Source organism: Nitratidesulfovibrio sp. 1201_IL3209, from assembly GCF_036763125.1.
Taxonomy (GTDB): domain Bacteria; phylum Desulfobacterota; class Desulfovibrionia; order Desulfovibrionales; family Desulfovibrionaceae; genus Cupidesulfovibrio.
Map to the genome: position 1 here is coordinate 41,735 of NZ_JBAIYT010000009.1, position 25,625 is coordinate 67,359.

Consider the following 25,625-nt stretch of genomic DNA (forward strand, 5'->3'; position numbering starts at 1 on the left):
TGACCGGGGGAGGGGGAGCGGGGGAAGGAGGAGCGGGGAAGGGCGGGTGCCCGATTCGCGGGAGGGGCGCTCCGCGCGGGGCGGCGGAACTCCCGCCTTCCGGCACCGGCAACCGGTTTGACAGCCTCGACAAGTTGTGTCTTTGCTGGACCATGAGCACCAAGCGCGCGTGGGGCACCCTGCACCCCTTCCTTGAAAGCGGCGACATCATGGGCCGCCCCGTGGCCAATGCGGGCTTCTTGCGGGCGCTGCTGCGCGCGGACCCGTTTCCCGAGTACCATTTCTTCCTGCCGGGGCTGGACGTGGCCAAGGCCACGGAGGCCCGCCTGCGCGAGGAATTTCCGGCCATCGTCTCGCGCAACGGGTTCCGGGTGTCCACCCGCAACGACCTGGCCTGGATGCTGGCGCGCAAGCCCTACCACTGCTTCCACCTGTCGGACAGCGTCACCGACCAGCCGCACGTGGCCCGGCTGCGCAACGCGCACGCCCCGGTGCTGTTCCCGGTGACCGGGGTCACCCATTCGCTGAGCTACGCCCGCTACCCCGCGCGGTTCCTGGCCCACCTGTGGCCGGGCACCACCGCGCGCGACGCCGTGGTGGCCACCTCCACGGCCGGGCAGGCGGTGGTGCTGCGCTTGTTCGAACACTTGCGCCGCGCCTACGGCCTGGACGAGGAAACGTACCCCGCGCCGCACGTGGAGCGCATTCCCCTGGGCGTGGACGCGGACTTCCTGAACGCGGTGTCGGGCGTGGCGTCAGGGGGAACAGCAGGGGCAGCTCCTGCCGGTGGCGGCGCGGCGGCGCAGGCGGCCCTGCGCGCGGACATGCGCCAGCGGCTGGGCGTGACCGATGAGCCGGTGTTGCTGGTCTTCGCGCGCATCGCCCACTATTCCAAGATGGACCTGCTGCCCCTGCTGCGCGCCCTGCAACGCGCCGAAGGGCTGGGTTTGGCCCGTGGCGGCTACCTGCTGGTGGTGGCCGGGTTCGTGAAGCCCGGCGACGACACCTCGGCCCGCATCTCCGAACTGGCCGGACGCCTGGGCATCCGCATCCGCGTGGTGGAGTCGCCCTCCGACGCCGAGCGCGCCGCGCTGTTCGCGGCGGCGGACGTGTTCGTCTCGCCCGTGGACAACATGCAGGAAACCTTCGGCCTGAGCCTGGTGGAAGCGGGCGCTGCCGGGCTGCCCGCCGTGGTCTCGGACTACGACGGCTACCGCGATATCGTGGTGCACGGCGAAACCGGCCTCACCGTGCCCACCCTGGCCCCGTCGGCCACGCCCGACGTGGACATGCTGGCGCCGGTGTTCTTCGACAGCCAGTACCATCTGCTGCTGGCCCAGCAGACCGTGGTGGACGTGCCCGCCCTGGCCGACGCCCTGGCCCGTCTGGCCACCGATGCGGACCTGCGCGCCCGCATGGGGGCCGCCGCGCGGGCGCGGGTGCTGGCCGAATTCACCTGGGACGGCGTGGCGGCCCGCTGGCTGGACCTGTGGGAGGCGCTGTGGCGCCAGCCCGCGCCCGGCGGACAAGGCGACTATGTATCCGGGGGACCGGATGATGGCGCAGCCGGTCCGGGTGGCGGCACGGACGCGGACGCCCTGCGCGAACTGCGCGAGGCCGTCCACCCGCTGCACATGCCCTATGCCGGGGTGTTCGGGGCCTATCCCACCGCGCTGCTGGACCGCGACCTGATGCTGCGCTGGACCCGCGCGGGCGAGGCCGTGTACCGCAAGCAGGAATTTCCCGTGCTGTACACCGGCGTTGAACGGCTGGTGCCGCCCGCCCGGTTGCAACGGATGCTGTTCGCCGCGCGGCGGCCCGCGCCTGCCGGTCAGTTGCTGGACCTGCTGACGGGAGAAGGCATGGCGCGCGAGGCGGCTGCCTTCCTGGTGCTGTGGGCGCTGAAGCAGGACCTGCTGGAACGGGAGCGACCGCCCCAACCTGTACATCCGACACAGCCGGACAGGCCCCACGGGGGCGAGGAGGGGGCATGAGCATCGGGCTTCCCGCCGCGCTGCACTTCCATACCCTGCTTTCCCACCGGGGCGGGGCCACGCGGGTGGCGCGCATGCTGGCGCGGGGCCTTGCCCGGCGCGGCGTGGTGGTGCACCGCACCTGCGAAATCCTGGACGGTGGTCCGGACGATGACGGCGCGGTCGATGTCGGCGGGGCCGTGCACGGCGTGGTGCCCGCCGCCGGGGTGGGCGGCTGCCTGCTGCCCGGCATGCCCCTGCACCTGCACGCCACGCTGGACTGGACGGCCTGTCTGGACTCCGTCACCCAGGCGGTCCGGGGGGGCGGCCCCGGCGCTGCGGCCATGCCCGCGCCACCCCTGACTTTCGCGCCGCCCGTGCCGCCCGTTCCGCCCGTTCCGTTAGTCGTCACCGTGCACGACTGTTCGCTGCTCACCGGCGGCTGCGTGTACCCCATCGACTGCGACGGCTGGCGCACCGGCTGCCCCGGCCCGTGCCCACGTGGCTATCCCGACGCCGCGCCGTTGCAGGATCGCCGGGCTCAGGCCCTGCGCGCCGCCGCGCCGGTCCTGGTCAGCCCTTCGGGCTGGCTGGCCCGGATGGTGCGCGCGCGTTTTCCGGACCTGCCGTGCACCGTGGCGCCCAACGGCGTGGAACCGGCGGGCGGTCCGCCGCCGCACGAGGCCCGCGCCGCCCTGGGCATCGCGCCCGATGCGCGGGTGGCCATCTTCGTGGCGCACGGGGGCGAGCAGGCCATGCTCAAGGGCGGCCACCGCTGGATGGCCCTGTGGAGCGAGGTGAAGCGGGCCGTGCCCGCCGCCGTGGGGCTGATGGTGGGCGGCGACGCCGCCGGGCGCGACGGCGACCTGCTGCGCTGGCCCTATGTGGACCGGGCCATGCTGGACACCCTGCTGGCCGCGTCGGACGTGTTCGTGTACCCCACGCTGGCCGACAACCACGCCCTGGTGGTGCTGGAGGCCATGGCCGCCGGAGTGCCGGTGTGTTCGTTCCGCGTGGGCGGGCTGCCGGAACAGGTGGAGGACGGCGTGACCGGAGCCCTTGCCGACGAGGGCGACTGGGGCGGCCTGGCCGCCTCGGTGGCGGGGTTGCTGGAGCGGCCGAGGCTGGCCCGCACCCTAGGACGGGCCGGACAGGAGACGTGGCGCGCCCGCTTCACCGTGGACCGGATGGTGGAGGATTACCTGAAGGTCTACGCCCGGCTGTAGCCGGCATCTTTCCGGCCGGGGGCGCAATCTCCGCCGTCGGCATCCCGCGCCCCTTCCGTCGTGGCGCCGCAAGGCGCGTCATGTTCCGGCCCTCGCGCGCATTCCCGTTCCCACCCCCGTTCCTGCTCCTGTCCCTGTTCCTGCCTGTCGCCGCGGCCCGCCAGGTCGCGCAGGGCCTTGATGGCCAGCCGGGCGGTGTCGCGGTCCCAGAGCATCCAGATGTGGCTCACGGCGGGCGAGGCGCGCAGGGTCCAGCCGGGGGTGGTCACGTGCAGCCCTTCCTGCGGCACCACCATGTTGTCGATGGGCGAGTACAGGGCCACGCAGGGGACCCCGGCCGGGGCCTCCGTGGCTTCCAGGTCACGGATCAGCGCGCCCCGGAAGGCCAGGCTGCGCGCCAGGCGGCCCGCGCCCAGCCGGGCCAGGCTGCTGCCCTGGTGCGGGGTGCCCAGGGTCACCGCCCCGGCCACCAGGCGCTGGTTGTCCGCGTCGGCCAGCCAGCCCCGGATCAGCAGGCCCCCCAGGCTGTGCCCCATGAGCAGGGGGCGCTCGCCGGGGTGGGCGGTCAGCAGGTCGCGCACCGCCTCGTCCAGTTCATCGACCAACAGCCCGAAATCGGTGCGCCAGCTGGAATAGCCGTGGCAGTACACCCGGCTGAATCCGGCCGCGCGCAGCCAGCGGCGGTACAGGGTCCAGGCCGTGACGTTGTGGTACAGGCCGTGGACCAGCAAGACGGGGGGCAGGACGGGGGGCAGGACAGGAGGCATGGTTGGGGTCGGCCCGCGTGACGGAGCGCCGGGCGGTGGCGTGCCGGCGGATGCCGCATGGCGGCCACGCCCACTCCGGGGCACCGGCGGGCAGGGAAAGGGGCGGGGGCGGCAGCGCCGCCGGAACCACGGTCCGAACGGATAGAAGGCCATGGCCAGCAGCACCCCGGCCATGCTGTAGGCCACGCCCCGCAGCACCAGCGCGGCGGGTGGCGCGGGCGCGGCGTCGCGGCGCGCGGCGCGGAAGAACAGCAGGTAGCTGACCACGGCCACCGCCAGGGCGATGCACAGCGGCACCAGCAGCAAGGACATGCACGGACCTCGTCGGGCGGAATGCGGCGCGGAGAGGGCATGCGCCCGCCGCCGCGCCGGTCGTCTTGACGTGGTGAGAGTAGCCAATTACTGTTTACCGGACAAGCATGGCCGGGCGCTGCCCGGCACCGCCCGCCGCAACCCTGCTTCATGCCCCTGATCGTGCTCCCGGTGGTGCGCCTGCCGGGCCGGTCGCCGGGGCCGGGGTGGGGCGGGCTTCATGCCTGCGGCCCCTTGCGCGTTCCCCGTGCCGCGTCGGCACGCCGGACCGCCGGACCGGGCTCCCCGCCGGGGTTCGGAAAACGGCCCGTCGCAAGGGGTACGCCCATGCCGCCATTTTCGCGGCGCATTCTCCGGCCCCGTCCGCCTGCGCCGCCCACCCATGCCGACAAGCCACCCGTCACGAGGTTTTTCCGTCCCATGCCCATGTGTTTCCTTTCGCGTTTCCGCACCGTGGCCCGTTCCGCAGCCCGTGGCCTTTCCGCGGCCGCCCTCGCGCTGGCGGCGTCCTGCGTCCTGACCCTGGCCCTGACCTTGGCCCTGACTCTGGCCGGACCCGTGACGGCCCTGGCCTCCGACGATGCCGACAAGGCCAGCGAAAAGGGCAACCTGCCCGAACCGGTGGAAGGCGCCGTGTCCATGCTGCTTGATGCCGTGGGCGACCGCAACGCCGCGCCAGGCAAGGGCATCGACCTGCCCGCGCTGCACGCCATGCTCGATTTCGCCATGCAGCCCGCCGCCGCCACCGAAAAGGCCCTGCCCGCCAAGCGGGACGCGGGCTACGGCATCTTCTACCGCAGCATGATCAACGCCCCGCTGGAAAAGCTGCTGCGCTACTGCTACGACCCGGCCATCCCGCAGGAGGCGGTGTTTCCCGCGTCCATCCGCAGCAGCCGCTGGCAGCCGGGCAGCGACATCATCAAGAACGGCGTACGGCTGTGGGACCACGCCGACGATCCGGGGCTGGCCGACGCCCCCGGGTGCTGCACGGCGCCGAGCGCGAGGAGATCACCCCCGACACCTTCAGCGGCTGCTACTACGCCTACACCCTGAACCGGCTGCTGGTGCTCACGCGCCACGAGGGCCGGGCGGTGCTGGTGTCCGTGTCGCGGCAGGCCGAGCCTTCCACCGTGGGCCGCAAGGGCGCCATCGTGGGCAAGGACACCGACTGGGAATACGTCTATTCCGGGGTGCCCGGCGCCACCACGCGCGGCATCAGCTGGATGGACACCTACATGTACGATTCCGCCACGGTCACCGTGTTCTTCGAGGAGCAGCCCGGCTCGAAGACCACCGGCTATGCTTTGTTCAAGTGGGTGAAGGCCGGGTGGGCCAACCTGAACGTGGTGCAGCGCAAGCACATCCGTTCCGGGGCCGAGCGGTTCCTGTCCGGGTTCCGGCAGGTGCTGGAATCGGACCGGCTGCCTCCGGCGGAAACCATCGCCGCGCGCACCGGCGAGTTCGACCGCATGAACGAGGACGCCCTGCGCACCGCGCTGTCCGACTACTGCGTGCGGCTGGCCGTGGTCGGCAAGGACGATTCCATCCTCTCGCGCGACGACTTCTGGAAGATCATCAAGGATGGCGCCTACGCCAACCACCTGAGCCGCGAGGAATTGGTCAGCGCATTGCTCAAGAACTACATGAAGGAACGGCTGGGCAAGCCCGCGCTGGGCTCGTAGCCCGGCAGGGGCGGCATTGGCCGCGAGGGGCGCAGCGTCCCTCGGCCCCCGGCGCCAATGGCGGCAACGGCAACGCGCGGCACCACGCCGCGCGTTGCCTCGTTTCCGGCGAGGGGCTATAGTGCGCCGTGCGCGCGGCACGGCCATGGCATCGGTCCGCGCGCCGTTTCCGTACCGCAACAGCAGGAGCCGCATGACCCCGACCCGTCCTTCCTTCTCCGCCCTTTCGGGATGCTTACCCGATGCCCCCGATACCCCCGACGCTGCTGATGCTGCCGACGCCGCCGCGCCGGACCTGGCTGCGCTGCTGGCCGGTCTGCCCGGCGCGGCATGCGTGGACGACGCGGCCTTCGCCGCCGCCTACGAGGCCACCGGCGACGTGGACCGCGCCCGCCTGAAGACCTGCATCGCCCGGCTGCACGTGGTGTACGGCCAGTCCGGCTTGTGGGGAACGGGCTGTCCTGGCGCTGGCGACGTGCGGGAAGGACACGCCGTCACCCGCTGGCGGCAGGGCTTCGTCAGCATGGAGCGCGCAGCCCCCTGCGCCTGGGCGCTGGTGTGCGTGGACGGGGCGTGGACTTCCGCGCCGCGCCTGCTGGCGGCGTTGCTGCCTGCGCTGTTCGCCGGGGTGAGCGGCGTGGCCGTGCTGCGCACAGGCGGCGCCGGGGCGTGGCCCGCGCAGGTGCTGGCCGCCCTGGAACTGGCCGGGCAGGAAGTTGTGGCCGACGTGGACCCCGCCGCGTTGCCCGGTTTGCTGGACGCGCTGGCGGTCGGCGGCGGGATAGGGAGCGGAGCAGGGGGGCGTGCGGGCCGCCTGCTGCTGCTGGGCGATCACCCGGATGAGGTTTCCGCCCATGCCCGCGCCCTTGGCGTGGAGGTGTGGCGCGATGGCCCCGCACCGGCCATCGGAGTCGTTTCCGATGCAAGCGCTATCGGCCCTGCCGATCGTTTGGACGCGGCAGCCCTGCGCGCCGCCCACGCCGACGCCACCTTCATGGATGTTCCCGCTACGCCGCACGGCACGCCTTCCGCGCCGCTCGCCCCCTTGTCCGCAGTCGCCTGCTCCCCGGCCCATGCGCCCGCCTGGCTGGCGCATGTCGGGCTGGTGCTGGGTCCCGGCCACGAATGGTGCTGGATGCACCCCGGCCTTTCCCCGGCCTGGTTCACCCGGCGCGCCGTGGCCCTGCTGCCCGTGCCGCCTTCCCACTCCCTGCCGGGCATGCCCTGACCGCCCCCGCGCGGCGCCCCGCTGTTTCTTCCGGCCGTCACTTCCTCCGGTCCCCCATTTCCTTCGCACGCCAATCCCCGGAGCCCTCCATGTCCCACGCAGCCACCGGCGGCAAACGCACCCACCCCCGCGAAAAGGCGGGGCCGCTGCGCAACATCGGCATCATCGCGCACATCGACGCGGGCAAGACCACCCTCACCGAGCGCATCCTGTACTATACCGACCGCATTCACCGCATGGGCGAGGTGCACGACGGCACCGCCACCATGGACTTCATGCCCGAGGAGCAGGAACGCGGCATCACCATCGCCTCGGCCTGCACCACCTGCGCGTGGAACGGCCACACCGTGAACATCATCGACACCCCCGGCCACGTGGACTTCACCATAGAGGTGGAACGCTCGCTGCGCGTGCTGGACGGCGCGGTGGGCGTGTTCTGCGCCGTGGGCGGGGTGGAGCCGCAGTCGGAGACGGTGTGGCGGCAGTCCGAGAAGTTCGGCGTGCCCAAGCTGGCCTTCGTGAACAAGATGGACCGGGCCGGGGCGGACTTCGGCGCGGTGCTGGACGCCATGCGCGCCCGCCTTGGGGCGGTGGTGGTGCCGGTGATGGTCCCGGTGGGGCAGGGCGAGGACTTCGAAGGGCTGCTGGACCTGGTGACCATGGAATACCTGTCCTTCGACCAGGCCACGCAAGGGCGCGAGTACACCCGCACCCCGGCGGACCAGGTCGCATCGTTGCCGGACGCCCCGGCCCCCGCCGCGCTGGCCGCCGCCATGGCCTGGCGCGAACGGATGCTGGAAACCCTGGCCGAGGCGGACGACGCCTTCATCGACGTGTACCTGGGCGGCGGCGACATGGAGCCGGGCGTCATCCGCGCCGCGCTGCGCCGGGCCACTTTGGCCCGCCGGGCGGTGCCGGTGTTCGCGGGGTCGGCCCTGCGCAACGTGGGCGTGCAGCCCGTGCTGGACGGGGTGTGCGACTACCTGCCCGGCCCGGACGAGACCGCCCCGGTGCTGGGCTACGACACGGCCCAGGGCCGCAAGGTGCCCGTGCCCTTCGATCCGGGCGCGCCGCTGTCCGCGCTGGTGTTCAAGGTGGTCATGGAGGGCAGCCGCAAGTACGCCCTGCTGCGCCTGTACGCGGGCGCGGCTTCGGAAGGGGATGCCTGCCGCAACGTCACCCGCGAGAAGGACGAGCGGTTCTCCAAGTTGTACCGGCTGCACGCCGGGCGGCGCGAGCAGATCGAAACCGCCGTGGCGGGCGACATCGTGGCCGCCGTGGGGCTGCGCTCGGTGCGCACCGGCGACACCCTGTCCGACCCGGCCCGGCCGCTGCTGTTGGAAAACATCGCCGCGTACCGCCCGGTGATCTCGCTGGCGCTGGAACCGCGCAACACCGAGGAAGGGGCCAAGCTGGACGAGGTGCTGGAGCGCGTCACCCTGGAAGACCCCACCCTGGCCGTGGAACTGGACGAGGGCACCGGCCAGCGCATCGTGTCCGGCATGGGCGAACTGCACCTTGAAGTGGTGCTGGAACGCATGCGCCGCGAATACGGCGTGTCGCCCCGCGTGGGCAACCCCCAGGTGGTGCACCAGGAGACCATTCTTTCCGCCGCCACGGGCAGCGGCGAATTCGACCGCGAACTGGGCGAACAGCAGCATTACGGATACGTGGCCCTGTCCATGGCCCCCCGCCCGCGCGACGAAGGCACCCGCATCCGTTTCGAAGTGGACACCCAGTTGTGGCCCCGCCCGTGGGTGGACGCCGTGGAGCAGGGCATCACCGACAGCCTGCAAAGCGGGGTGGTCAAGGGCTACCCGGTGCAGGACGTGGAGATAGCCGTCACCGAACTGCGCCGCCGCGACGGCGCCTCCAGCCCGGCGGGCTACCACATGGCCGCCGTGGCCGCCGTCAAGGACGCCCTGGCCAAGGCCGACCCGGTGTTGCTGGAGCCCATCATGTTCGTGGAGATCGGCGTGCCCGAGGCCCACGTGGGCTCGGCCATCGGCCTGCTGGGCGCGCGCGGCGGCAAGGTGGAGAACATGTTCGACCACTCCGGCCAGAAGGTGGTGCAGGCCCTGGCCCCGCTGCGCGAACTGTTCGGCTTTTCCACGGCCCTGCGCTCGGCCACCCAGGGCCGGGCCGGGCTGGTGATGCGCTTCGAGCGCTTCGACAGGATGGAATGATGTCCGCGATGCTGCGCGCAACGGCGCGCCCGGCAAGGAGCGAAGATGGAATGGCGGGATAGGCTGCGGCGCTGGACGCGTTTCCAGTACCTGCGGCTGATGCGCCAGTCCGCGTCGCCCCATTCGCTGGCCATGGGACTGGCCGTGGGGGTGTTCGTGGGCTTTCTGCCCATCATTCCGTTCCAGACGGTGGTGTCGCTGGCGCTGGCGTTCGTACTGCGGGGCAACCCCGTGGGCGCGGCCATTGGCACGTTCGTGTCCAACCCGCTCAACGTCATTCCCTTCTACGCCATGCTGTACTGGGTGGGAGGGCTGTTCCGGCACACCGAGGTGGCCTTCGACCCGGCCAACCTGGACATGGCCCGCATGCTGGAACTGGGGCTGGATTTCTTTCTGGTGATGTGCCTGGGCGGGGTGGTGCTGGGCGTTCCCGCCGCCTTCGTCACCTACGTGCTGACCTTTCGCGGGGTGAACGCCTACCGCCAGCGCAGGACCATCAAGTTGCTGCGCGCCTGGCAGGCCCGGCGCGACGCCGAGGCCGCCCCGTCCGGTCAGCCCACCGAGGCAGGCCGCCCCGCCAACACTACCCGATCCGTGGACCCCGTCGCATCCGGCGGCCACGATGGAGATTGTTCATGACCCAGCGCGGCAAGCGTTCCGGCCAGTCCGACCGATCTGGCCAGCCCGGCCATTCCCGAACCCGTGCGAACCGTCCGGGGCATGGCCCGGCGGGGCGAGGCCGCAACCGCTTCGACGGCGTGCCCCAGGGCACGGACGACATGCCCCCGGAAGCAGGGGGCATGCCTGCGGACGAGACCATGCCCTCACCGGACGGGGCAGGGGGGCCGCGCGCCAAGAAGAGCCTGGGCCAGAACTTCCTGCGCGACCGCAACATCGCCGCCAAGATCGTGGCGGCCCTGCGCATCGGGCCGGAGGACCGGGTCATCGAGATCGGGCCCGGCCCCGGCGCGCTGACCCGGCACATCCATGCCGCCGGTCCCGCCCAGCTGTTTCTGCTGGAAAAGGACTACCACTGGGCGGCCGAGCATGGCCGCACCCGCCCGGCCGAGCCGCCGTTGATCACCCCCGCGCTCACCGACGCGCTGCTCTTTCCCTGGGAGCGGCTCACCCCAACCCGCTCGTGGAAGGTCATCGGCAACCTGCCCTACAACGTGGCCTCGCCGCTGATGTGGGACATCCTGAGCACGGCCCCCGGCCTTGCGCGGGCGGTGTTCATGATCCAGAAGGAAGTGGGCGAGCGCATCGTGGCCGCGCCGGGCAGCGGGGCCTATGGCGCGCTTTCGGTGTGGCTGCAAAGCTTCGCCGCGCCGCGCCTGGAATTCGTCGTGCCGCCGCAGGTGTTCGTGCCGCGCCCCAAGGTGGATTCCGCCGTGCTGTCCTTCGTGCCGCTGGGTGCGGCGCGGGGCCGGTTCGACCCGGCGCGCCTTTCGCGCCTGTTGAAGGTGTGCTTTCAGCAGCGCCGCAAGCAGTTGCAAAGAATCCTGCGCGGTTACGTTCAGGGTGACGTGTCCGCGCTGCTCGCGGGCCTGGGGCTGGACCCGGCGGTGCGGCCGGAAAACCTTGCTCCGGAAGATTTTCACATGCTCTCGGAATCCGTCAAAATCCCCTGACAGCCTTGACTTTGTGCCGGGAATCATGTTTGTCGATGCGGAGTGTACCGTTGTTCCGTTGCGTGCCGGGTGCGCCTCTGGTATTCCTGAGGCGGCTTGAGAAAAAATGCGCAAACAGGGTGTCACACCGCCCTCGGCGCTGAAGTCCCCAGGCAACCTGACCGTAGCTAACCCGAGAGGAGGAAAGGCAGATGACCAAGGCTGATCTGGTCGACAAGATCGCGGCAAAGGCCAACCTGACCAAGGCCAGCGCCGAGCGCTCGTTGAACGCGTTCCTGGACGCGGTGAAGGACGCTCTGGCCGCCGAAGGCAAGCTCACCCTGACCGGCTTCGGCACCTTCGCCGTCGAAGCGCGCAAGGCGCGCAAGGGCCGCAACCCCCGCACCGGCGCGGAAATCAAGATTCCCGCGTCCAAGGTGGTCAAGTTCCGCCCCGGCAAGACCCTGAAGGACTCGATCAAGTAGGGTCGGAGGAACGACATGCTGCACGGTGAAACCATCCACAGCCCCCTGCCGCAGGACATCCCGTGGTGGATGCCCGACCACGCCATCTTCTTCGGCGTGCTGTACGGCGTCCTGTTCGTGATCTGCAGCGGCGTGGGCTACGTGATCCTCAAGTCGGTGATGGAAACCTGCAAGGGCGGGTGCCATTCCGAGGGGCATCACTAAGGCGCGAGCTTTCCCCCGTTTCCGGCCGCCGCGCGCGGCGTCGCCAACGGGTTCTTTTTCGGCCCTGTCCGGTACGGCCCAGTCAGGTTCATTCCTGACGGGTGCGGGCAGGGCTTGCCTTTTGTGTCCGGGCGATGTATACAGCCCGTTCGCACCCACCCCGCAAGGGGATTTCTGGCGAAGGGGGTGATTTCTTTGCCCGGTGTGTATCTTAACGACGACGAATACAACTTCGACATCGCGCTGCGTCGCTTCAAGAAGCAGGTCGAGAAGGCCGGCGTTCTTTCCGAAATGAAGAAGCGTCAGCACTACGAAAAGCCCAGCGTGATGCGCAAGAAGAAGAAGGCGGCCGCCCGCAAGCGTCTCCTGAAGAAGATCAGGAAGATGAACATGGCCTAAGCCGCCGGTGCGTGAACGGCCCGCGCATGCGGTCCGCACCATGTCTGGAACGGGAAACCCGGAGGTCTTCCGGGTTTCCCGTATTCCGTATTTCCGGAACCCCATCCTTCCGCATCCGGTGGCGACCATGAATCTTTCCGAACGCATCGAGAAGGACTACGTGTCGGCCTACAAGGCCAAGGACGCGGTGCGCCTGGGCGTGCTGCGCATGCTGAAGACCGCCGCCAAGAACCTGCAAGTGGAGTTGATGCGCCCGGTCACCGAGGCGGAACTGCTCGACGTGGTGCTGAAGCAGGCCAAGCAGCGGCAGGACTCCATCGAGCAGTTCACCGCCGCCTCCCGCACCGACCTGGCCGACAAGGAACAGGCGGAACTGGTCATCCTGCGCGAATACCTGCCCACCCCGCTGGAAGGCGACGAACTTGACGCCGCCATCGCCGCCGCCATGGCCGAAACCGGCGCCAAGGGTCCGCAGGACATGGGCCGGGTGATGCAGGCCATCATGAATGCCCACAAGGGCCGGGTGGACGGCAAGGCGCTTTCCGCCACCGTGCGCGCCCGCCTGCAGGGGTAGCCTTTCGCATGGAATCCCGCAGCCTTCAGGTGCTGGAATTCGGCAAGGTGCTCAACCACCTTGCCGGGTTGTGCGTTTCCGAAGCCGGAGCGGAAGCGGCCCTTGCCGTGCGCCCGCTGGCCGGCGTCGAGGCCGTGCACCACGCCGCCGCCCTGTTCGACGAGGCGCGGCGCTGGGCCGGACACACGGGATTCCGCCTCTCTTCCTTTCCTTCGCTGGACGGCGTGTTCCGCGCGCTGGACGCTCCGGCCACGGTGCTGGACCTGGACGCGCTGTGGGCCCTGCGCCAGACCCTGGGGCTGGCCCGCAAGCTGGCCGCCTCCATCCGCGAGGGCCAGTCCACTGGCGGCCGCTGGGACCTGCTGACCGGCTTGGTGGACGCCCACCCGCTGCCCCAGCGCACCGTATCCGGCCTTGACCGTTGCGTGTCCGACGACGGGATGCTGCGCGACGAAAGCTCGCCCGAACTATCCTTGGTGCGTGGCGAAATTCGCCGCATCCACCAGCAGTGCACCCGCAAGGTCAAGGAATACGCCCAGCGCTACAACATCGCCCACTACCTGCAGGACGAGTTCATGACCCTCTCGTCCGACCGGTACGTGCTGCCGCTGAAGTCCAACTTCAAGGGGCGGTTGCAGGGCATCATCCACGACTATTCCCAGACCGGCGAAACCTGCTACTTCGAGCCCATGTTCCTGGTGGAGCTGAACAACGGCCTGCAGGAACTGAAGCGCGAGGAACGCGAGGAAGAGCGCAAGGTGTTGCGCTACCTCACCGATCTCGTGCGCGACGAACTGGCCGCCGTGCGCGGCGCCTACGACCTGCTGGTGGAGGGCGACGTGCTGTGCGCGCGCTGCGCCCTGTCCGCCCGGTTCGAGGAGTTCGGCGACGCCGGGGCCGTGTCCATCACCGAGGGCGGGCAGGTCTCCCTGCTGGGGGCGCGCCATCCGCTGCTGGCCCTGGCCGCCGCGCGCGGCGGGAAGGACGGGACGGCGTCCGCGCACTCCGCACGGCCCGCTTCCCGCGCCCCGCACGCCACGGGCAAGGGCACGGCCGCCACAGGTCATTCCTCTCAGCATGGCCCGCAGGCCCCCCAAGCAGTGGACCTGGAACTGCTGCCCGGCCAACTTGGCCTGGTCATCAGCGGCGGCAACGCGGGCGGCAAGACCGTGTGCCTGAAGACGCTGGGGCTCATCGCGCTGATGGGACTGGCCGGGCTGCCCGTGCCGGTGCGCCCCGGCAGTTCGCTGCCGTTCTGGACCGACATCTTCGCCTTCATCGGCGACGAGCAGAGTCTTGAGGACAACGTGTCCACCTTCACCGCGCAGATCCGCCACCTGAGCGGGGTGTGGGACCGCCTTGGCCCCGGCGCGCTGGTGATCCTGGACGAATTCGGTGCGGGCACGGACCCTGCCCAAGGGGCGGCCCTGGCCCAGGCCGTGCTGGACGAGGTGATGGACGCCGGTTCCACGGTGGTGGCCGCCACCCACTTCCCGGCGCTGAAGGCGTACGCCCTGACCCGCGAGAAGGTGCGCGCCGCCTCGGTGCTGTTCGACCCCGCCACCAAGCGTCCGTTGTTCCGCCTGGCCTACGATCAGGTGGGGGCCAGCCAGGCCCTGGACGTGGCCCGCGAACACGGCCTGCCGGAGGCGGTGCTGCGCCGCGCCGAACAGTACCTGCTACTGGACGGCGAGGACACCAGCGCCCTGGTGGACCGCCTGAATGCCCTGGCCGTGCAGCGCGAATCGGAAATTTCCTCGCTGCGGGCGGAAGAGGCCCGCCTGCGCGACAAGCGGACGAAGCTCGACGAACGCTTCGAGCGCGAGCGCCGCACCCTGTTCGAGTCGGTGCAGGGGCAGGCCAAGGCCGTGTTGCAGGAATGGAAGTCCGGCAAGGTCAGCCACAAGCAGGCCCTGAAGGCCCTGGCGGAAACCCGCGCCCGGCTGGTGGGCGGCGCGGCTGGCAACGGCGATGCCGATGGCGCGCCGGACGCGCCCGGCGCTCCCCAGCCCCCCGCGTTGCAGGTGGAAACCCTGCGCGCCGGGCAGGCCGTGCGCTACGTGCCGTGGGGCAAGAAGGGCACCGTGGTCGAGGTGGACGCCCGGCGCGGCAGGGTGCGCGTGGACCTGAGCGGCGTGACCATGTGGGCCGAGGCTAAAGACCTGGCCGCATCCGACGAAAAGCCTCGTGTGGCCGTTGGCGCGGTGACCCGCACCATTTCGGACGCCACCGCGTCCATGAGGGTTGACTTGCGCGGGATGCGTGCTGATGTTGCCGTAAGCGAACTGTCGCGCGCGCTTGACAAGGCCCTGCTCGCGGGCATGTCGGCGGTGGAGGCCATCCACGGTCGCGGCACCGGGGCCCTGCGCAAGGAAATTCACGCATTCCTCAGAACGTTTCCGGCCGTGAAATCGTTCGCGCTGGCCCCGGAAGACCAGGGCGGCGACGGCGTGACCATCATCGAACTCAAGTAGCTGAAGTTGCAGAAGACGGTGGAAATGAAGCAGGGCGGTCCGCGCACCACGCGGTCCTCCCTTTCGCGTACCCGGAACACCGGAACGGCGGCATGAAACGCAGGGACGGCTCGGTCGTGCAGGCCATCAAGGCCCGCCTGAACCTCGTGGAGGTGGCGCGTCGCTATGTCGAGCTGCGCCACACCGGCGGTTCGCGCTGGATGGCGCCGTGCCCGTTCCACCAGGAGACCAAGCCTTCCTTCTCCATCAACGAGGAGGAAGGATTTTTCTACTGCTTCGGCTGCCAGGCGTCGGGCGACATCTTCGATTTCTACGGGCGCATCCACGGGCTGGAATTCCGCGAAACGCTGGAAGCCCTGGCCGAAGAGGCGGGCGTCTCGCTGGAGGACGACTGGAAGCCGGATCCCAAGGTCCAGCGCGAACAGTCGTTCAAGCGGCAGTGCCTGCGCATGTACGACGTGGCGCGCGAGCATTTCCGGCGCAATCTGACCATCCCCGCCGGGCAGGAATGCCGCGACTACATCGCGCGGCGTCAACTTTCGCCGGAGATCGTCAACGCGTTCGAACTGGGCTGGAGCCTGCGCGAATGGTCGGCCCTGGCGGACGCGCTGCGCCGGGCGGGCTTTCAGCAGGCGGACGCCGCGCAGGCGGGGCTGCTTTCGCGCAACGATTCGGGCCGCATGTTCGACCGCTTTCGGGGCCGGATGATCTTTCCCATCAAGAACCTGGCCGGTCAGGTCATCGCCTTCGGCGGGCGCATCATCGCCGACGAGGACCAGGCCAAGTACATCAACAGCAGCGATTCGGCCATCTACAAGAAAGGGGAGCACCTCTACGGGCTGTTCCAGGCGCGCCGGGCCATGACCCAGCACAAGACGGCCATGCTCACCGAAGGGTACATGGACGTGCTGACCCTGCACCAGTACGGCTACAACATGGCCTGCGGCGTGCTGGGCACCGCGCTGACGCCGGAACAGGTCAAGCGCCTGGGGGGCTTCTGCTCCACGGTGGAGCTGTTGTTCGACGGCGACAACCCCGGCCGCAAGGCGGCCATGCGCGCCTGCGAAATGCTGCTGACGCGCGGCATGCGCTGCAAGGTGGTGCTGCTGCCCGACGGAGAGGACATCGACAGCCTGCTGCACGACCAGGGCAAGGACGCCTTCGAGGCGTTGCGCAAGAGCGCGCCCGACGGGCTGGATTTCTGCATCGACACCCTGCGCACGCTCTATTCGCCGGGCGACGCGCTGGAGTGGTCGCGCAGCCTGCTGCGGCAGGCCGGGGCGGGCCACGCGGACGGGCAGCTGCTGGCGTCGCGTTTTCTGTCGCGCATCGCCTCCGGCCTCGGCATCCGCGAGGAAGCCATCCGCGAAGGGCTTTCGGGCGATTTCTACAAGGGCGCGGCCACGGCGGCACCCGGCGCGAGGGATGCGCGCCAGCCCGCGCCGCAGCGCCGGGTGGACGCCGTGCCCACCAGCGGGGACGCCCCCGCCAGGCGCGACCGGGCGGTGATGTTCTTTCTGGTGCGCTACCCGCACCATTTCGTCCGCCTGCGCGAGGCAGGGGCCGAACTGGTGCTGGCCAGCCCCTGGGCGCGCGAACTGTGGGCCAAGATGGCCCGCCACGGCGCGGAGCCGGAACAGTTGCTGCCCAATCTTTCGGAACGCGAAAAGGAATTCTGGATCAGGTGCAGGACGGGCGATGTCCCGCCCCGCGACAAGGAACTCGAGGAATTGCAGGATCTGCTTTCCGGCATCGAATCGGTGACCACACGGGAACTCGGCGCATCGAGCATGATGGCCGCCCTTCGCCAGACGGCGACTTCCACCGACCCTGCCGCAGGCATCGAATTGCTCAGGGCCCTTCAGGAAACGTTGGGGAGATCGAATGGGTAACATCAAGGATATTCAGCAGATCAAGTCGCTCATCGCCAAAGGCAAGGTGAACGGCTTTCTGACCTTCGACGAGGTCAACAAGGCCCTGCCGGCAGAGGTCAACACGCCCGAGCAGATCGAGGAGATCATCGGGATTTTCGACCAGTTGGAAATCGCCATCGTCGATACCGAGAAGGACGGCAAGAAGATATCCGTGTCGCCCGGCGAGTCGGAAGAGGAACCTGCCGGCGAACCGGGGCTGGACCTGGTGGAGGACGAGGAGTCGGCGGACTATTCGTCGCGCTCCACCGATCCGGTGCGCATGTACCTGCGCGAGATGGGCGCCGTGCCGCTGCTGGACCGCGACGGCGAGGTGCAGATCGCCAAGAAGATCGAACTCGGCGAGCAGGACGTGCTGTACGCCCTGGTGGAAGTGCCGGTGGCCGTCGAGGAGTTGATCAACGTCGGCGAGGACTTGAAGCAGAACCGCATCAAGCTGAAGGACGTCGTCAAGACCATCGAGGAAGACGACCCCAGCGAAGACGAGATGAACCAGCGCTCGCGGGTCATCCTGCTGCTGGACGAGATCAAGCATACCTACAAGAAGAAGCGCAAGGTCTACTCCAAGCTGGACGACTGCTGCACCCTGGAACGCCGGGTCACCGCCATCCAGAAGGAAATCCTGGGCTTCAAGGAAGACATCGTCAACCGCCTGCGCGACATCAAGCTGGAAAAGACCCTCATCGACCGGATCATCGAGACGGTGGAGGACTACGTGCGGCAGATGCACAACTGCCAGCGCGACCTTTCCGCCTACATCCTGTCCACGGGCAAGACCCAGGTCGAGATCCAGGACATCTTCCGCATGCTGGAAGCGCGCGAGATGAACCCCGTGGCCGCGTCCGAGGCGCTGGGCATGACGGTGGAAGAACTGTTCTCGTTCAAGGAAATGATCATCGGCAAGATCGAAATCCTGAACCGGTTGCAGGACAAGTGCTGCCACAACGTCACGGACCTCGAGGAAGTGCTGTGGCGCATCAAGCGCGGCAACACCCACGCCATGCGCGCCAAGCAGGAACTGATCCGCTCCAACCTGCGCCTGGTGGTCAGCATCGCCAAGAAGTACACCAACCGCGGCTTGCAGTTCCTGGACCTGATCCAGGAAGGCAACATCGGCCTGATGAAGGCGGTGGACAAGTTCGAGTACCAGCGCGGCTACAAGTTCTCCACCTACGCCACGTGGTGGATACGCCAGGCCATCACCCGCGCCATCGCCGACCAGGCCCGCACCATCCGCATCCCGGTGCACATGATCGAAACCATCAACAAGCTCATCCGCACCTCCCGCTACCTCGTGCAGGAACTGGGGCGCGACCCCACCCCCGAGGAAATCGCCGAGCGCATGGACTACCCCATCGACAAGGTGAAGAAGGTGCTGAAGATCGCCAAGGAACCGATCTCGCTCGAAACGCCCATCGGCGACGAGGAAGATTCCAGCCTCGGCGACTTCATCGAGGACAAGAAGGCCGTGGCCCCGGCGGAAGAGGTGGTCAACACCAAGCTGTCGGAGCAGATCGCCTCGGTCCTGGCCGACCTTACCCCGCGCGAGGAACAGGTGCTGCGCAAGCGCTTCGGCATCGGCGAAAAGTCGGACCACACCCTCGAGGAAGTGGGCAAGCTGTTCAACGTCACCCGCGAACGCATCCGGCAGATCGAGGCCAAGGCGCTGCGCAAGCTGCGCCACCCGGTGCGCAGCCAGATGCTGCGTTCGTACTACGAAAGCTAGAACCCGTGCGGCCCCTTGTGGCGCCGCAACGCATTCGCGGATACAATGAGGGGCGGCCATGGGGCCGCCCCTGTCGCGTACCGGGTCCCAACGGACAGCCGTTGACCCCACGCGGCGGCGCATACGCACGGTGCCCGATGCGCATGCGGAACACGCTTCCGGTGCGGAGGACGAAACACACATGGCCGACAACACCTGCAACTGTACGCGCCAGGAATGCGCCTTCTCGGGGGAGGGGCGGCTGTGCGACATGCTGGACCGCGCGGGCGTGCCGCGCGACGGCAAGTGGCGCACGCTGATCTTCTACATGCGCGGGCTGGGCGAGTTCAGCACCCTCAGTGACGCCCAGAAGGCCCGCATCCAGCAGTTGCTGGTGGACGTGCTGAACCGGCGCGACTTCAGCGAGACAAGCTACCACGACGTGCTGCGGGCCGACCGCGACATCCGCGTGGAGCCCTACGAGTGCCGCATGCGCGAGGCCCTTCAGGAAACCGAACGCCTGGCCCGCGAATTCCGTTCCATGCTGCACCAGCGGCGCGGCGACATGGACAAGCTGGAGCAGGAAAGCGTGCGCGCCGTGGAAAGCGGGCTGGACCCGGCCGAGGTGGTGCGCCTGCTGCGGGCCACCTTCAGCGAGATGCGCGAACAGATGGACAGCGACGCCGCCCGTGTGGGCGAACTGACCGTCACCGACCCGCTTACCGGCCTTGGCAACCGGCGCGCCTTCGAGAGCGCGCTGGCGGCGGGCGAAGTGGCCTGGAAGGGCGGCATGGACTTGGCGCTGGTGCTGTTCGACGTGGACCGCTTCAAGCAGATCAATGACCATCATGGCCACCGCATCGGCGACCAGGTGCTGCGCACCGTGGCCGAAGTGCTGCGCCGCAAGGTGGACGAGTGCAACCGCAGCGTGGGCGCCGGGGCCGGGGAATGCGCCTCGGTGGTGGCGCGCTTCGGCGGCGAGGAATTCGCCCTGGTGCTCACCGGCGAGGGCGCATTGCGCGCGGGCGAGATCGCCGAGTCGGTGCGCGCCGGGCTGGAGAACGTCAGCTTCGCCATCCGCGACGGGCAGGGCCAGGTGGTGGAGCACGGCGTGCGCGTGACCCTGAGCGCGGGCGTGGCCTACGCCCGGCCGGGCCTGGCCGGAACGCTGGCGGACAGCCTGTTTGACCAGGCCGACAAGGCCCTGTACGAGGCCAAGCGGGAAGGGCGCAACCGGGTGCGGGTGGCCGTGGGCGGCGACAGGGGTGCCAGTGGGGGCAACAGGGGGAGCGACAGGGGGAGCGACGCACCGGTGGCGTGACCCCGCGCATTCGGGTGGTAATGACAATATATCCACCCCGTCCGGGAGGTGGGGGGACGGGTGCAAAAGCGCCCCGGCCTGATGGCCGGGGCGCTTTTGCGTGGGGCATGTAGTGGCGGCGCGCCGTTGCGCCGTTCGCCGCCCTGCAAGGTTGCAGCAAGCCGGGGTTGGTGTATCCTTGGTCCATCCGCCGGTTCGCGCTCCTGGTGCGCGACGCCGCAGCACGTTTGCCAGGAGGTCCGCCATGCCCCCCATGTCCGCCATATTCGGTCGGCACCGTCGTTCCCGGCGCGGCTGTGCCGGTTCCGCCCCGCGCATGCTGAACCGGCGGGATTTCCTGCGTCTGTCGGCAGGCTCGGCCCTGGGACTGTGCCTTGCCGCCTCCCTCCCGCCCTGGGCGGGCCGGAGTTGGGCGGCCCCTGCGCAACTCACGTCCGGCGGCCCGCTGCCCCTGCCCGGCCAGTCCGGCCTGTTCGGGCTGCTGGCCCCCAGGGAGCCGTTCACGCTGACCGCCGCGCCGCAGCCCGGACTGCTGCCCGCCACCGGCGGCCCCATGCTGGCCTACACGGCGGAGTACCAAGGGCGTGCATACCACAACCCCGTGCTGGTGCTGGACAAGGGGCAGGAGTTTGCCGTGCGCCTGGTGAACGGGCTCGGCCCTCTGGGACCGGCCCCCGGCGGGCATGGCGACGGGCACGGGGCAGGGGGCGCGGCGTCCAATCATGGCGGCCACAGCGGCCACGGAACCCCCGCGCCGTCCGGCCCGGAAATCATCGGCCCGGAAATCATCGGTCCGGACACCATCATCCACTGGCACGGCGTGGACTGCCCGTGGCAACAGGCCGGGCACCCCATGTACGCGGTGGGGCCGGGCGCGCACTACGACTATGCCTTTCCCGTCACCAACCGGGCGGGCACCTTCTGGTACCATCCGCATCCGCACGGGGACACGGCACGGCAGGCCTACCTGGGGCTGGCCTCGTTCTTCATCGTGCGCGACGACGAGGAACGCGCCTTCGCGCGCGAGCTGGATCTGACCCTGGGCGTCACCGACATTCCGCTGGTGTTGCAGGACAAGCGCATCGGCCCGGATGGCGGGCTGGTCTATGCCCCCACCCAGGACGACCTGTTCATGGGCTATCTGGGCGACCGGGTGCTGGTCAACGGCGCGCACCTGCCCACGCTGTCCGCGTCCACCCGCGTGTACCGGTTCCGGCTGCTCAACGGCAGCACGGCGCGCATTTTCAACCTGGCCTTCGTGCAAGGGGAGGGCGGCGGGCCGGGCAGGGCCGGAACGCGCGTCCCCATGATCCTTGTCGCCAATGACGGCGGGTTCCTGCCCGCGCCGCGCCGGGTGGACACGCTGTTCCTCGCTCCGGGCGAGCGGGCGGAAGTTCTGCTGGACCTGAGCGGCCGGGAGGCGGGCGACCATGTGTGGCTGCGCAACCAGCCCTTCGACCCCATGCACAACGAGATGGACCACCCGGCCGGAGGGGGCGGACACGGCGCGCACGCCGGGGCGGCGCAGGCAGGGGCTGGCGACATCCAGGACATGGGGCATGGAAGTTCCCAGGCCCCCCAAATCCATGGCATGCCGCACGGCATGACCCAGGCCACCATGCCCATGTCCGCCAGTTCCGGTGGTTCCGGCGGCGGGCACGGCGCGCATGGCGGGGACGGCATGGCTGACGGTGGGCTTGCCGAAGGCAGGGACTACCCGATCATGCGGGTTTCCGTGGACAGGGCCGAACGGTACGAGCGCAAGATTCCGGAGCGGTTTGCCGCAGGCGCGGCATCGGCGGAGCCGGACGGCCCCGCCGACCCGCCCGCGTTCATCCGCCCCCTGCGCCTGGAGGCGGACGGCAAGCGCTGGACCATCGCCGGTCAGACCTTCGCCATGGACCGCTTTCCCATCACCGTGCCCGACAGGCGGCGCGAGACGTGGGCCATGGAGAACGCGGCCCGCAGCATGCCCCATCCCATGCACCTGCATGGGTACTTCTTCCGGGTGCGCGAACGGCGGGGCAGCCCCGCGCAGGTGCGCGCGCTGGCCGTGGACGGCGCGGGCAGGCTGCCCACCGACCTCGGCCTCAAGGACACGGTCCTGGTGTGGCCCGGCGAAACGGTACTGGCCGACGTGGACTTCGGCGCGCCCGCCTACCCCGGCGAGCAGATATTCCTGTTCCACTGCCACAACCTGGAGCACGAGGATCAGGGGATGATGGTCAACGTGCGCGTATCCTAAGGGATGCGCGGAAGGTTTCGTGCGCGCCCGGCACGCCGTGCGCGCCGCACCGACGCAAGACGAAACAACGGCAATCGAAGAAGCCCGCCGTTCCCATGCAGGGAACGGCGGGCTTCGTGCGTGCGTATCGTGAACGCGCGGCGCGTTGCGCTACTTGTTCATCACGTTGAGGAATTCGCGGTTGCTCTTGGTGGCGCGCATCTTGTCCAGCAGGAATTCCATGCTGTCGATGGGCGACATGGGCGCCAGGATCTTGCGCAGGATCCACACCCGGTTGAGCACCTCGTCCGACAGCAGCAGGTCTTCCTTGCGGGTGCCGGTGCGGTTGATGTCGATGGCCGGGAACACGCGCTTTTCGGCAAGGTGGCGTTCCAGGTAGATTTCCATGTTGCCGGTGCCCTTGAACTCTTCGAAGATCACTTCGTCCATGCGCGAGCCGGTGTCGATGAGGGCGGTGGCGATGATGGTCAGGCTGCCGCCTTCCTCGATGTTGCGGGCCGCGCCGAAGAAGCGCTTGGGACGTTGCAGGGCGTTGGCGTCGAGACCGCCGGACAGCACGCGGCCGGACGAGGGGGTGACGGCGTTGTACGCGCGGCCCAGGCGGGTGATGGAGTCGAGCAGGATGACCACGTCGCGCTTGCGTTCCACCAGGCGCTTGGCCTTTTCCAGCACCATCTCGCAGACCTGCACGTGGCGCTGCGGCGGCTCGTCGAAGGTGGAGCTGACCACTTCGGCGTTCTTCACCGTGCGTTCCATGTCGGTGACTTCCTCGGGCCGCTCGTCGATGAGCAGCACGATGAGATAGGCATCCGGGTGGTTGGCGTTGATGGAGTTGGCGATGGTCTGGAGCAGGATGGTCTTGCCGGTGCGGGGGGGCGCCACGATCAGGCCGCGCTGGCCGCGGCCCACGGGGGCCATCATGTCGATGACGCGGCTGGAGTAGTTCTTGTCCCCGTTCTCCATGATGAACTGGCGGTCGGGGTAGATGGGCGTCAGGTTGTCGAACAGTACGAGATTCTTGGCGTTTTCCGGTGGCTCGAAGCCGATCTCGGTCACCTTCAGCAGGGCGAAGTAGCGTTCGCCTTCCTTGGGCGGGCGGATCTGGCCGGAAACGACGTCGCCCTTGCGCAGGTTGAAGCGGCGAATCTGCGAGGGCGAGACGTAGATGTCGTCGGGGCCGGGCATGTAGCTGCACAGCGGCGAACGCAGAAAGCCGAAACCGTCGGGCAGTATCTCCAGCACGCCGTCGCCGTAGATGGCGCCGTTCTGCGAAGCGCAGGCCTGGAGCAGGGCGAAGATCAGCTCCTGCTTGCGCATGCCGCTGGCGCCCTCGACGTTGTATTGCTCGGCAAGCTCCATGAGCTCGCTCATGCTCTTGATCTTGAGTTCCGAAAGATTCATGGCCGTCTCGGAACCCTGGACGTTCTTCTTTTTCCTCATAGGCGTGGTGGGGGACTGCTTTTGGAAGGGTGTGGGGGGTGTATGGAAGGATGAAACCACAGTCGTCCACACGGCAGGAAAGACCGCACAAAGGCGAGCCGTCCGCAAGTGGGAACTGTTGTCGGAGTGACGATATGAAGGAAAATCGTTGAGGTGGACGGGCGGGAACACTGTACCGGGTCCGGTGCCGGGCTTTCGTTGCCCGGAATGGAGGGAGGGGGACCCGCAAGAGAGGTGTTGCAACGTTCGGTTGCTTCCACCCGCCGTACAAGGGGCTACCTAGCCCATTCGACAGGGGATGGCAAGTGGTCTATTCGTTTTTTTCCCTGGCCTGCAAGACATCCTGGAACATCTCTTCGATTTCGCCGCGCACGTTGTCCTGGGTGCGGTCCAGCACGCAGGCCAGTTCCAGGGTGATCAGCCCCATGGCCTGTTCCAGCAGGCGGCGTTCGCCGAACGAGAGTTCCTTGTCGCGGCCGATGAGCAGGAGTTCGCGCAGCACGTAGGCCACGTCCGCCAGGTCGCCGCTCTTCAGCTTTTCCGAGTATTCACGGTAGCGCCGGTTCCAGTTCTGGCCGGTGTAGCCGGTGAAGCCGGTGCGGTCGCGCAGGGATTCGAGGATCTCGGCCCCGCGCTCCGGGGCGCACAGCGGGCGCAGCCCCACGTTGGCGGCATTGCGCACCGGCACCATGAGGGTCACGTTGTTGCCCAGGATGCGGACGATGTAGAAGTCCGTGGCAACGCCGCCAACCACTTGCGACTCGACGCGTTCGACCTTGCCGACGCCTTGAGCCGGGTAGACGACGAGTTGATCCTGGGCAAACACTCGGAACTCCATGCGGTGGAAATAAGGTTGAATTCGGCAGGAAAAAACAGTCTATCCCAATCCGCAGCAAGAGTCCATCCCGCCGGCGTTCGACAGTGCTGTCCGTGCAGGGACGCTGCGATGCGGGAAGGCATCCGGCGTGGCGCGTGGACGGGAAGCAAAGACCGGCCGGGGCAAATCCGGCGGCCACAGGGGATGCCGGGTCACGTTCCGGCGTTCCGGCGCGGAACCGGGCGCGCCGGAATGGGGCCGCACGGGGGGCGTCACAAGACCGGCGGCGTGGTGCGCGGCGTCATTCCGGCTTGCAGGCGTTGGCGAACTGGGTGGCGGCGGCCGCGCCCTGGGTGGCGAAGATGGTCATGGCCTGCACGGCGGCGGGCAGCAGCTTGTCCAGCGCGTCCTGTTCCGGGCCGGTCAGGCGGCCCAGCACCCAGTTGGTGGTTTCGCCGCCGTGGGGCGAGCGCCCGATGCCCAGGCGCAGGCGATGGAAGTCCGGCGTGCCGAGCAGTTGGGTGATGGACTTCAGCCCGTTGTGCCCGGCGTTGCCGCCCCCGGTCTTGAACTTCATGCGGCCGAGGGGGATGTCCAGTTCGTCGTGCACCACCAGGATGGCGGCAGGCTTCACCCGGTAGTACGAGGCAATGGCCAGCACCGCCTCGCCGCTCAGGTTCATGAAGGTCTGCGGCTTGGCCACCAGCCACGGGTCACCCGTGGGCGTGATGCGGCAGCGCCACAGGTCGTACTTCTTCTTGCCGCCGGAAAGCTGGTCGCACCCGCCGCCCGGTTCGCGGGCGGCCGCGTCCATCAGGGCGTCCACGGCCATGAAGCCCAGGTTGTGGCGCGTGCGTTCGTATTCCTTGCCCGGATTGCCCAGGCCGACGATGAGACCGGCGACGTTCATGCGCGATGGGGTGGGTTGCGGTTCAGCGGGTTGGTGGTCCAGCGGGCAGTAGCCGTCGCGGGATGGTGCGATGGACGACGGCGCGGCGGCCGGGCGGACCGAAGAGGCCGGAACCAGCCGGCAAGCCGGACAGGAC

21 protein-coding genes are annotated in these 25,625 nt (G+C 69.0%); 17 read left to right on the top strand and 4 right to left on the bottom strand.

The genetic code is table 11. From position 1 onward, the window contains the following. Positions 1 to 152 precede the first annotated feature (152 nt). Entirely contained in the window at positions 153 to 1,994 is a 1,842-nt protein-coding gene (locus tag V6B97_RS06465) for a glycosyltransferase family 4 protein (protein WP_333505678.1), read from the top strand. Further along, on the top strand, positions 1,991 to 3,199 hold the full coding sequence (locus V6B97_RS06470) for a glycosyltransferase (protein ID WP_333505679.1): 1,209 nt from the start codon (positions 1,991 to 1,993) through the stop codon (positions 3,197 to 3,199). The genes V6B97_RS06465 and V6B97_RS06470 overlap by 4 nt, the downstream gene beginning before the upstream one ends. Here V6B97_RS06470 and V6B97_RS06475 read toward each other — a convergent pair. Further along, entirely contained in the window at positions 3,184 to 4,278 is a 1,095-nt protein-coding gene (locus tag V6B97_RS06475; protein ID WP_333505680.1) for an esterase/lipase family protein, read from the bottom strand. The genes V6B97_RS06470 and V6B97_RS06475 overlap by 16 nt on opposite strands. 420 nt (positions 4,279 to 4,698) lie before the next feature. Here V6B97_RS06475 and V6B97_RS06480 point away from each other — a divergent pair, with 420 nt between their 5' ends. The 15 genes from V6B97_RS06480 to V6B97_RS06550 all read left to right on the top strand — a co-directional run bounded on the left by V6B97_RS06480 (position 4,699) and on the right by V6B97_RS06550 (position 22,322). After that, positions 4,699 to 5,331 carry a hypothetical protein gene (locus V6B97_RS06480; protein WP_333505681.1) on the top strand — a complete coding sequence of 211 codons (633 nt, stop codon included), beginning with the start codon at positions 4,699 to 4,701 and terminating at the stop codon, positions 5,329 to 5,331. Beyond that, positions 5,259 to 5,960: a hypothetical protein gene (locus tag V6B97_RS06485; RefSeq protein ID WP_333505682.1), complete on the top strand. Its 702-nt coding sequence runs from the start codon at positions 5,259 to 5,261 to the stop codon at positions 5,958 to 5,960. Before V6B97_RS06480 ends, V6B97_RS06485 begins: the two co-directional genes overlap by 73 nt. Positions 5,961 to 6,153: 193 nt before the next feature. Beyond that, positions 6,154 to 7,188: a hypothetical protein gene (locus tag V6B97_RS06490; RefSeq protein WP_333505683.1), complete on the top strand. Its 1,035-nt coding sequence runs from the start codon at positions 6,154 to 6,156 to the stop codon at positions 7,186 to 7,188. Between the two features lie 89 nt (positions 7,189 to 7,277). Beyond that, a complete protein-coding gene (fusA, locus tag V6B97_RS06495) occupies positions 7,278 to 9,374 on the top strand; it encodes an elongation factor G (protein ID WP_333505684.1) in 2,097 nt (698 codons plus the stop codon). A gap of 45 nt (positions 9,375 to 9,419) precedes the next feature. Beyond that, positions 9,420 to 10,013: a DUF2062 domain-containing protein gene (locus tag V6B97_RS06500; protein WP_333505685.1), complete on the top strand. Its 594-nt coding sequence runs from the start codon at positions 9,420 to 9,422 to the stop codon at positions 10,011 to 10,013. A 179-nt stretch (positions 10,014 to 10,192) separates the two neighbouring features. Then, positions 10,193 to 11,005 carry a 16S rRNA (adenine(1518)-N(6)/adenine(1519)-N(6))-dimethyltransferase RsmA gene (gene rsmA / locus V6B97_RS06505; RefSeq protein ID WP_333505730.1) on the top strand — a complete coding sequence of 271 codons (813 nt, stop codon included), beginning with the start codon at positions 10,193 to 10,195 and terminating at the stop codon, positions 11,003 to 11,005. A gap of 191 nt (positions 11,006 to 11,196) precedes the next feature. Further along, a complete protein-coding gene (locus tag V6B97_RS06510) occupies positions 11,197 to 11,469 on the top strand; it encodes an HU family DNA-binding protein (RefSeq protein WP_007522025.1) in 273 nt (90 codons plus the stop codon). Positions 11,470 to 11,484: 15 nt separating this feature from the next. After that, positions 11,485 to 11,673: a hypothetical protein gene (locus V6B97_RS06515; protein WP_333505686.1), complete on the top strand. Its 189-nt coding sequence runs from the start codon at positions 11,485 to 11,487 to the stop codon at positions 11,671 to 11,673. Between the two features lie 195 nt (positions 11,674 to 11,868). After that, the gene (rpsU, locus tag V6B97_RS06520) at positions 11,869 to 12,072 is read left to right on the top strand and encodes a 30S ribosomal protein S21 (RefSeq protein WP_012611647.1); all 204 of its coding nucleotides are present in this window, start codon (positions 11,869 to 11,871) and stop codon (positions 12,070 to 12,072) included. 127 nt (positions 12,073 to 12,199) lie between these two features. Next, complete coding sequence (locus tag V6B97_RS06525) at positions 12,200 to 12,646, top strand: GatB/YqeY domain-containing protein (protein ID WP_333505687.1); 447 nt, start codon at positions 12,200 to 12,202, stop codon at positions 12,644 to 12,646. Positions 12,647 to 12,654: 8 nt separating this feature from the next. Next, complete coding sequence (locus V6B97_RS06530; RefSeq protein WP_333505688.1) at positions 12,655 to 15,120, top strand: endonuclease MutS2; 2,466 nt, start codon at positions 12,655 to 12,657, stop codon at positions 15,118 to 15,120. Positions 15,121 to 15,212: 92 nt separating this feature from the next. Then, entirely contained in the window at positions 15,213 to 17,012 is a 1,800-nt protein-coding gene (gene dnaG, locus V6B97_RS06535) for a DNA primase (RefSeq protein WP_333505689.1), read from the top strand. Then, a complete protein-coding gene (rpoD, locus tag V6B97_RS06540; RefSeq protein WP_333505690.1) occupies positions 17,005 to 18,777 on the top strand; it encodes an RNA polymerase sigma factor RpoD in 1,773 nt (590 codons plus the stop codon). Before dnaG ends, rpoD begins: the two co-directional genes overlap by 8 nt. A gap of 181 nt (positions 18,778 to 18,958) precedes the next feature. Continuing rightward, a complete protein-coding gene (locus tag V6B97_RS06545) occupies positions 18,959 to 20,077 on the top strand; it encodes a GGDEF domain-containing protein (protein ID WP_333505691.1) in 1,119 nt (372 codons plus the stop codon). A 244-nt stretch (positions 20,078 to 20,321) separates the two neighbouring features. Continuing rightward, positions 20,322 to 22,322 (top strand): multicopper oxidase family protein, encoded by a 2,001-nt coding sequence (locus V6B97_RS06550; protein ID WP_333505692.1) that lies wholly within the window; start codon positions 20,322 to 20,324, stop codon positions 22,320 to 22,322. A 150-nt stretch (positions 22,323 to 22,472) separates the two neighbouring features. Here V6B97_RS06550 and rho read toward each other — a convergent pair whose 3' ends face one another. The 3 genes from rho to pth form a co-directional block, all read right to left on the bottom strand. Further along, complete coding sequence (gene rho, locus V6B97_RS06555; protein WP_012611640.1) at positions 22,473 to 23,723, bottom strand: transcription termination factor Rho; 1,251 nt, start codon at positions 23,721 to 23,723, stop codon at positions 22,473 to 22,475. Positions 23,724 to 24,072: 349 nt separating this feature from the next. Next, the gene (locus V6B97_RS06560; protein WP_333505693.1) at positions 24,073 to 24,588 is read right to left on the bottom strand and encodes a CarD family transcriptional regulator; all 516 of its coding nucleotides are present in this window, start codon (positions 24,586 to 24,588) and stop codon (positions 24,073 to 24,075) included. A gap of 292 nt (positions 24,589 to 24,880) precedes the next feature. Next, on the bottom strand, positions 24,881 to 25,489 hold the full coding sequence (gene pth, locus V6B97_RS06565) for an aminoacyl-tRNA hydrolase (RefSeq protein ID WP_333505695.1): 609 nt from the start codon (positions 25,487 to 25,489) through the stop codon (positions 24,881 to 24,883). Positions 25,490 to 25,625: the final 136 nt, after the last annotated feature.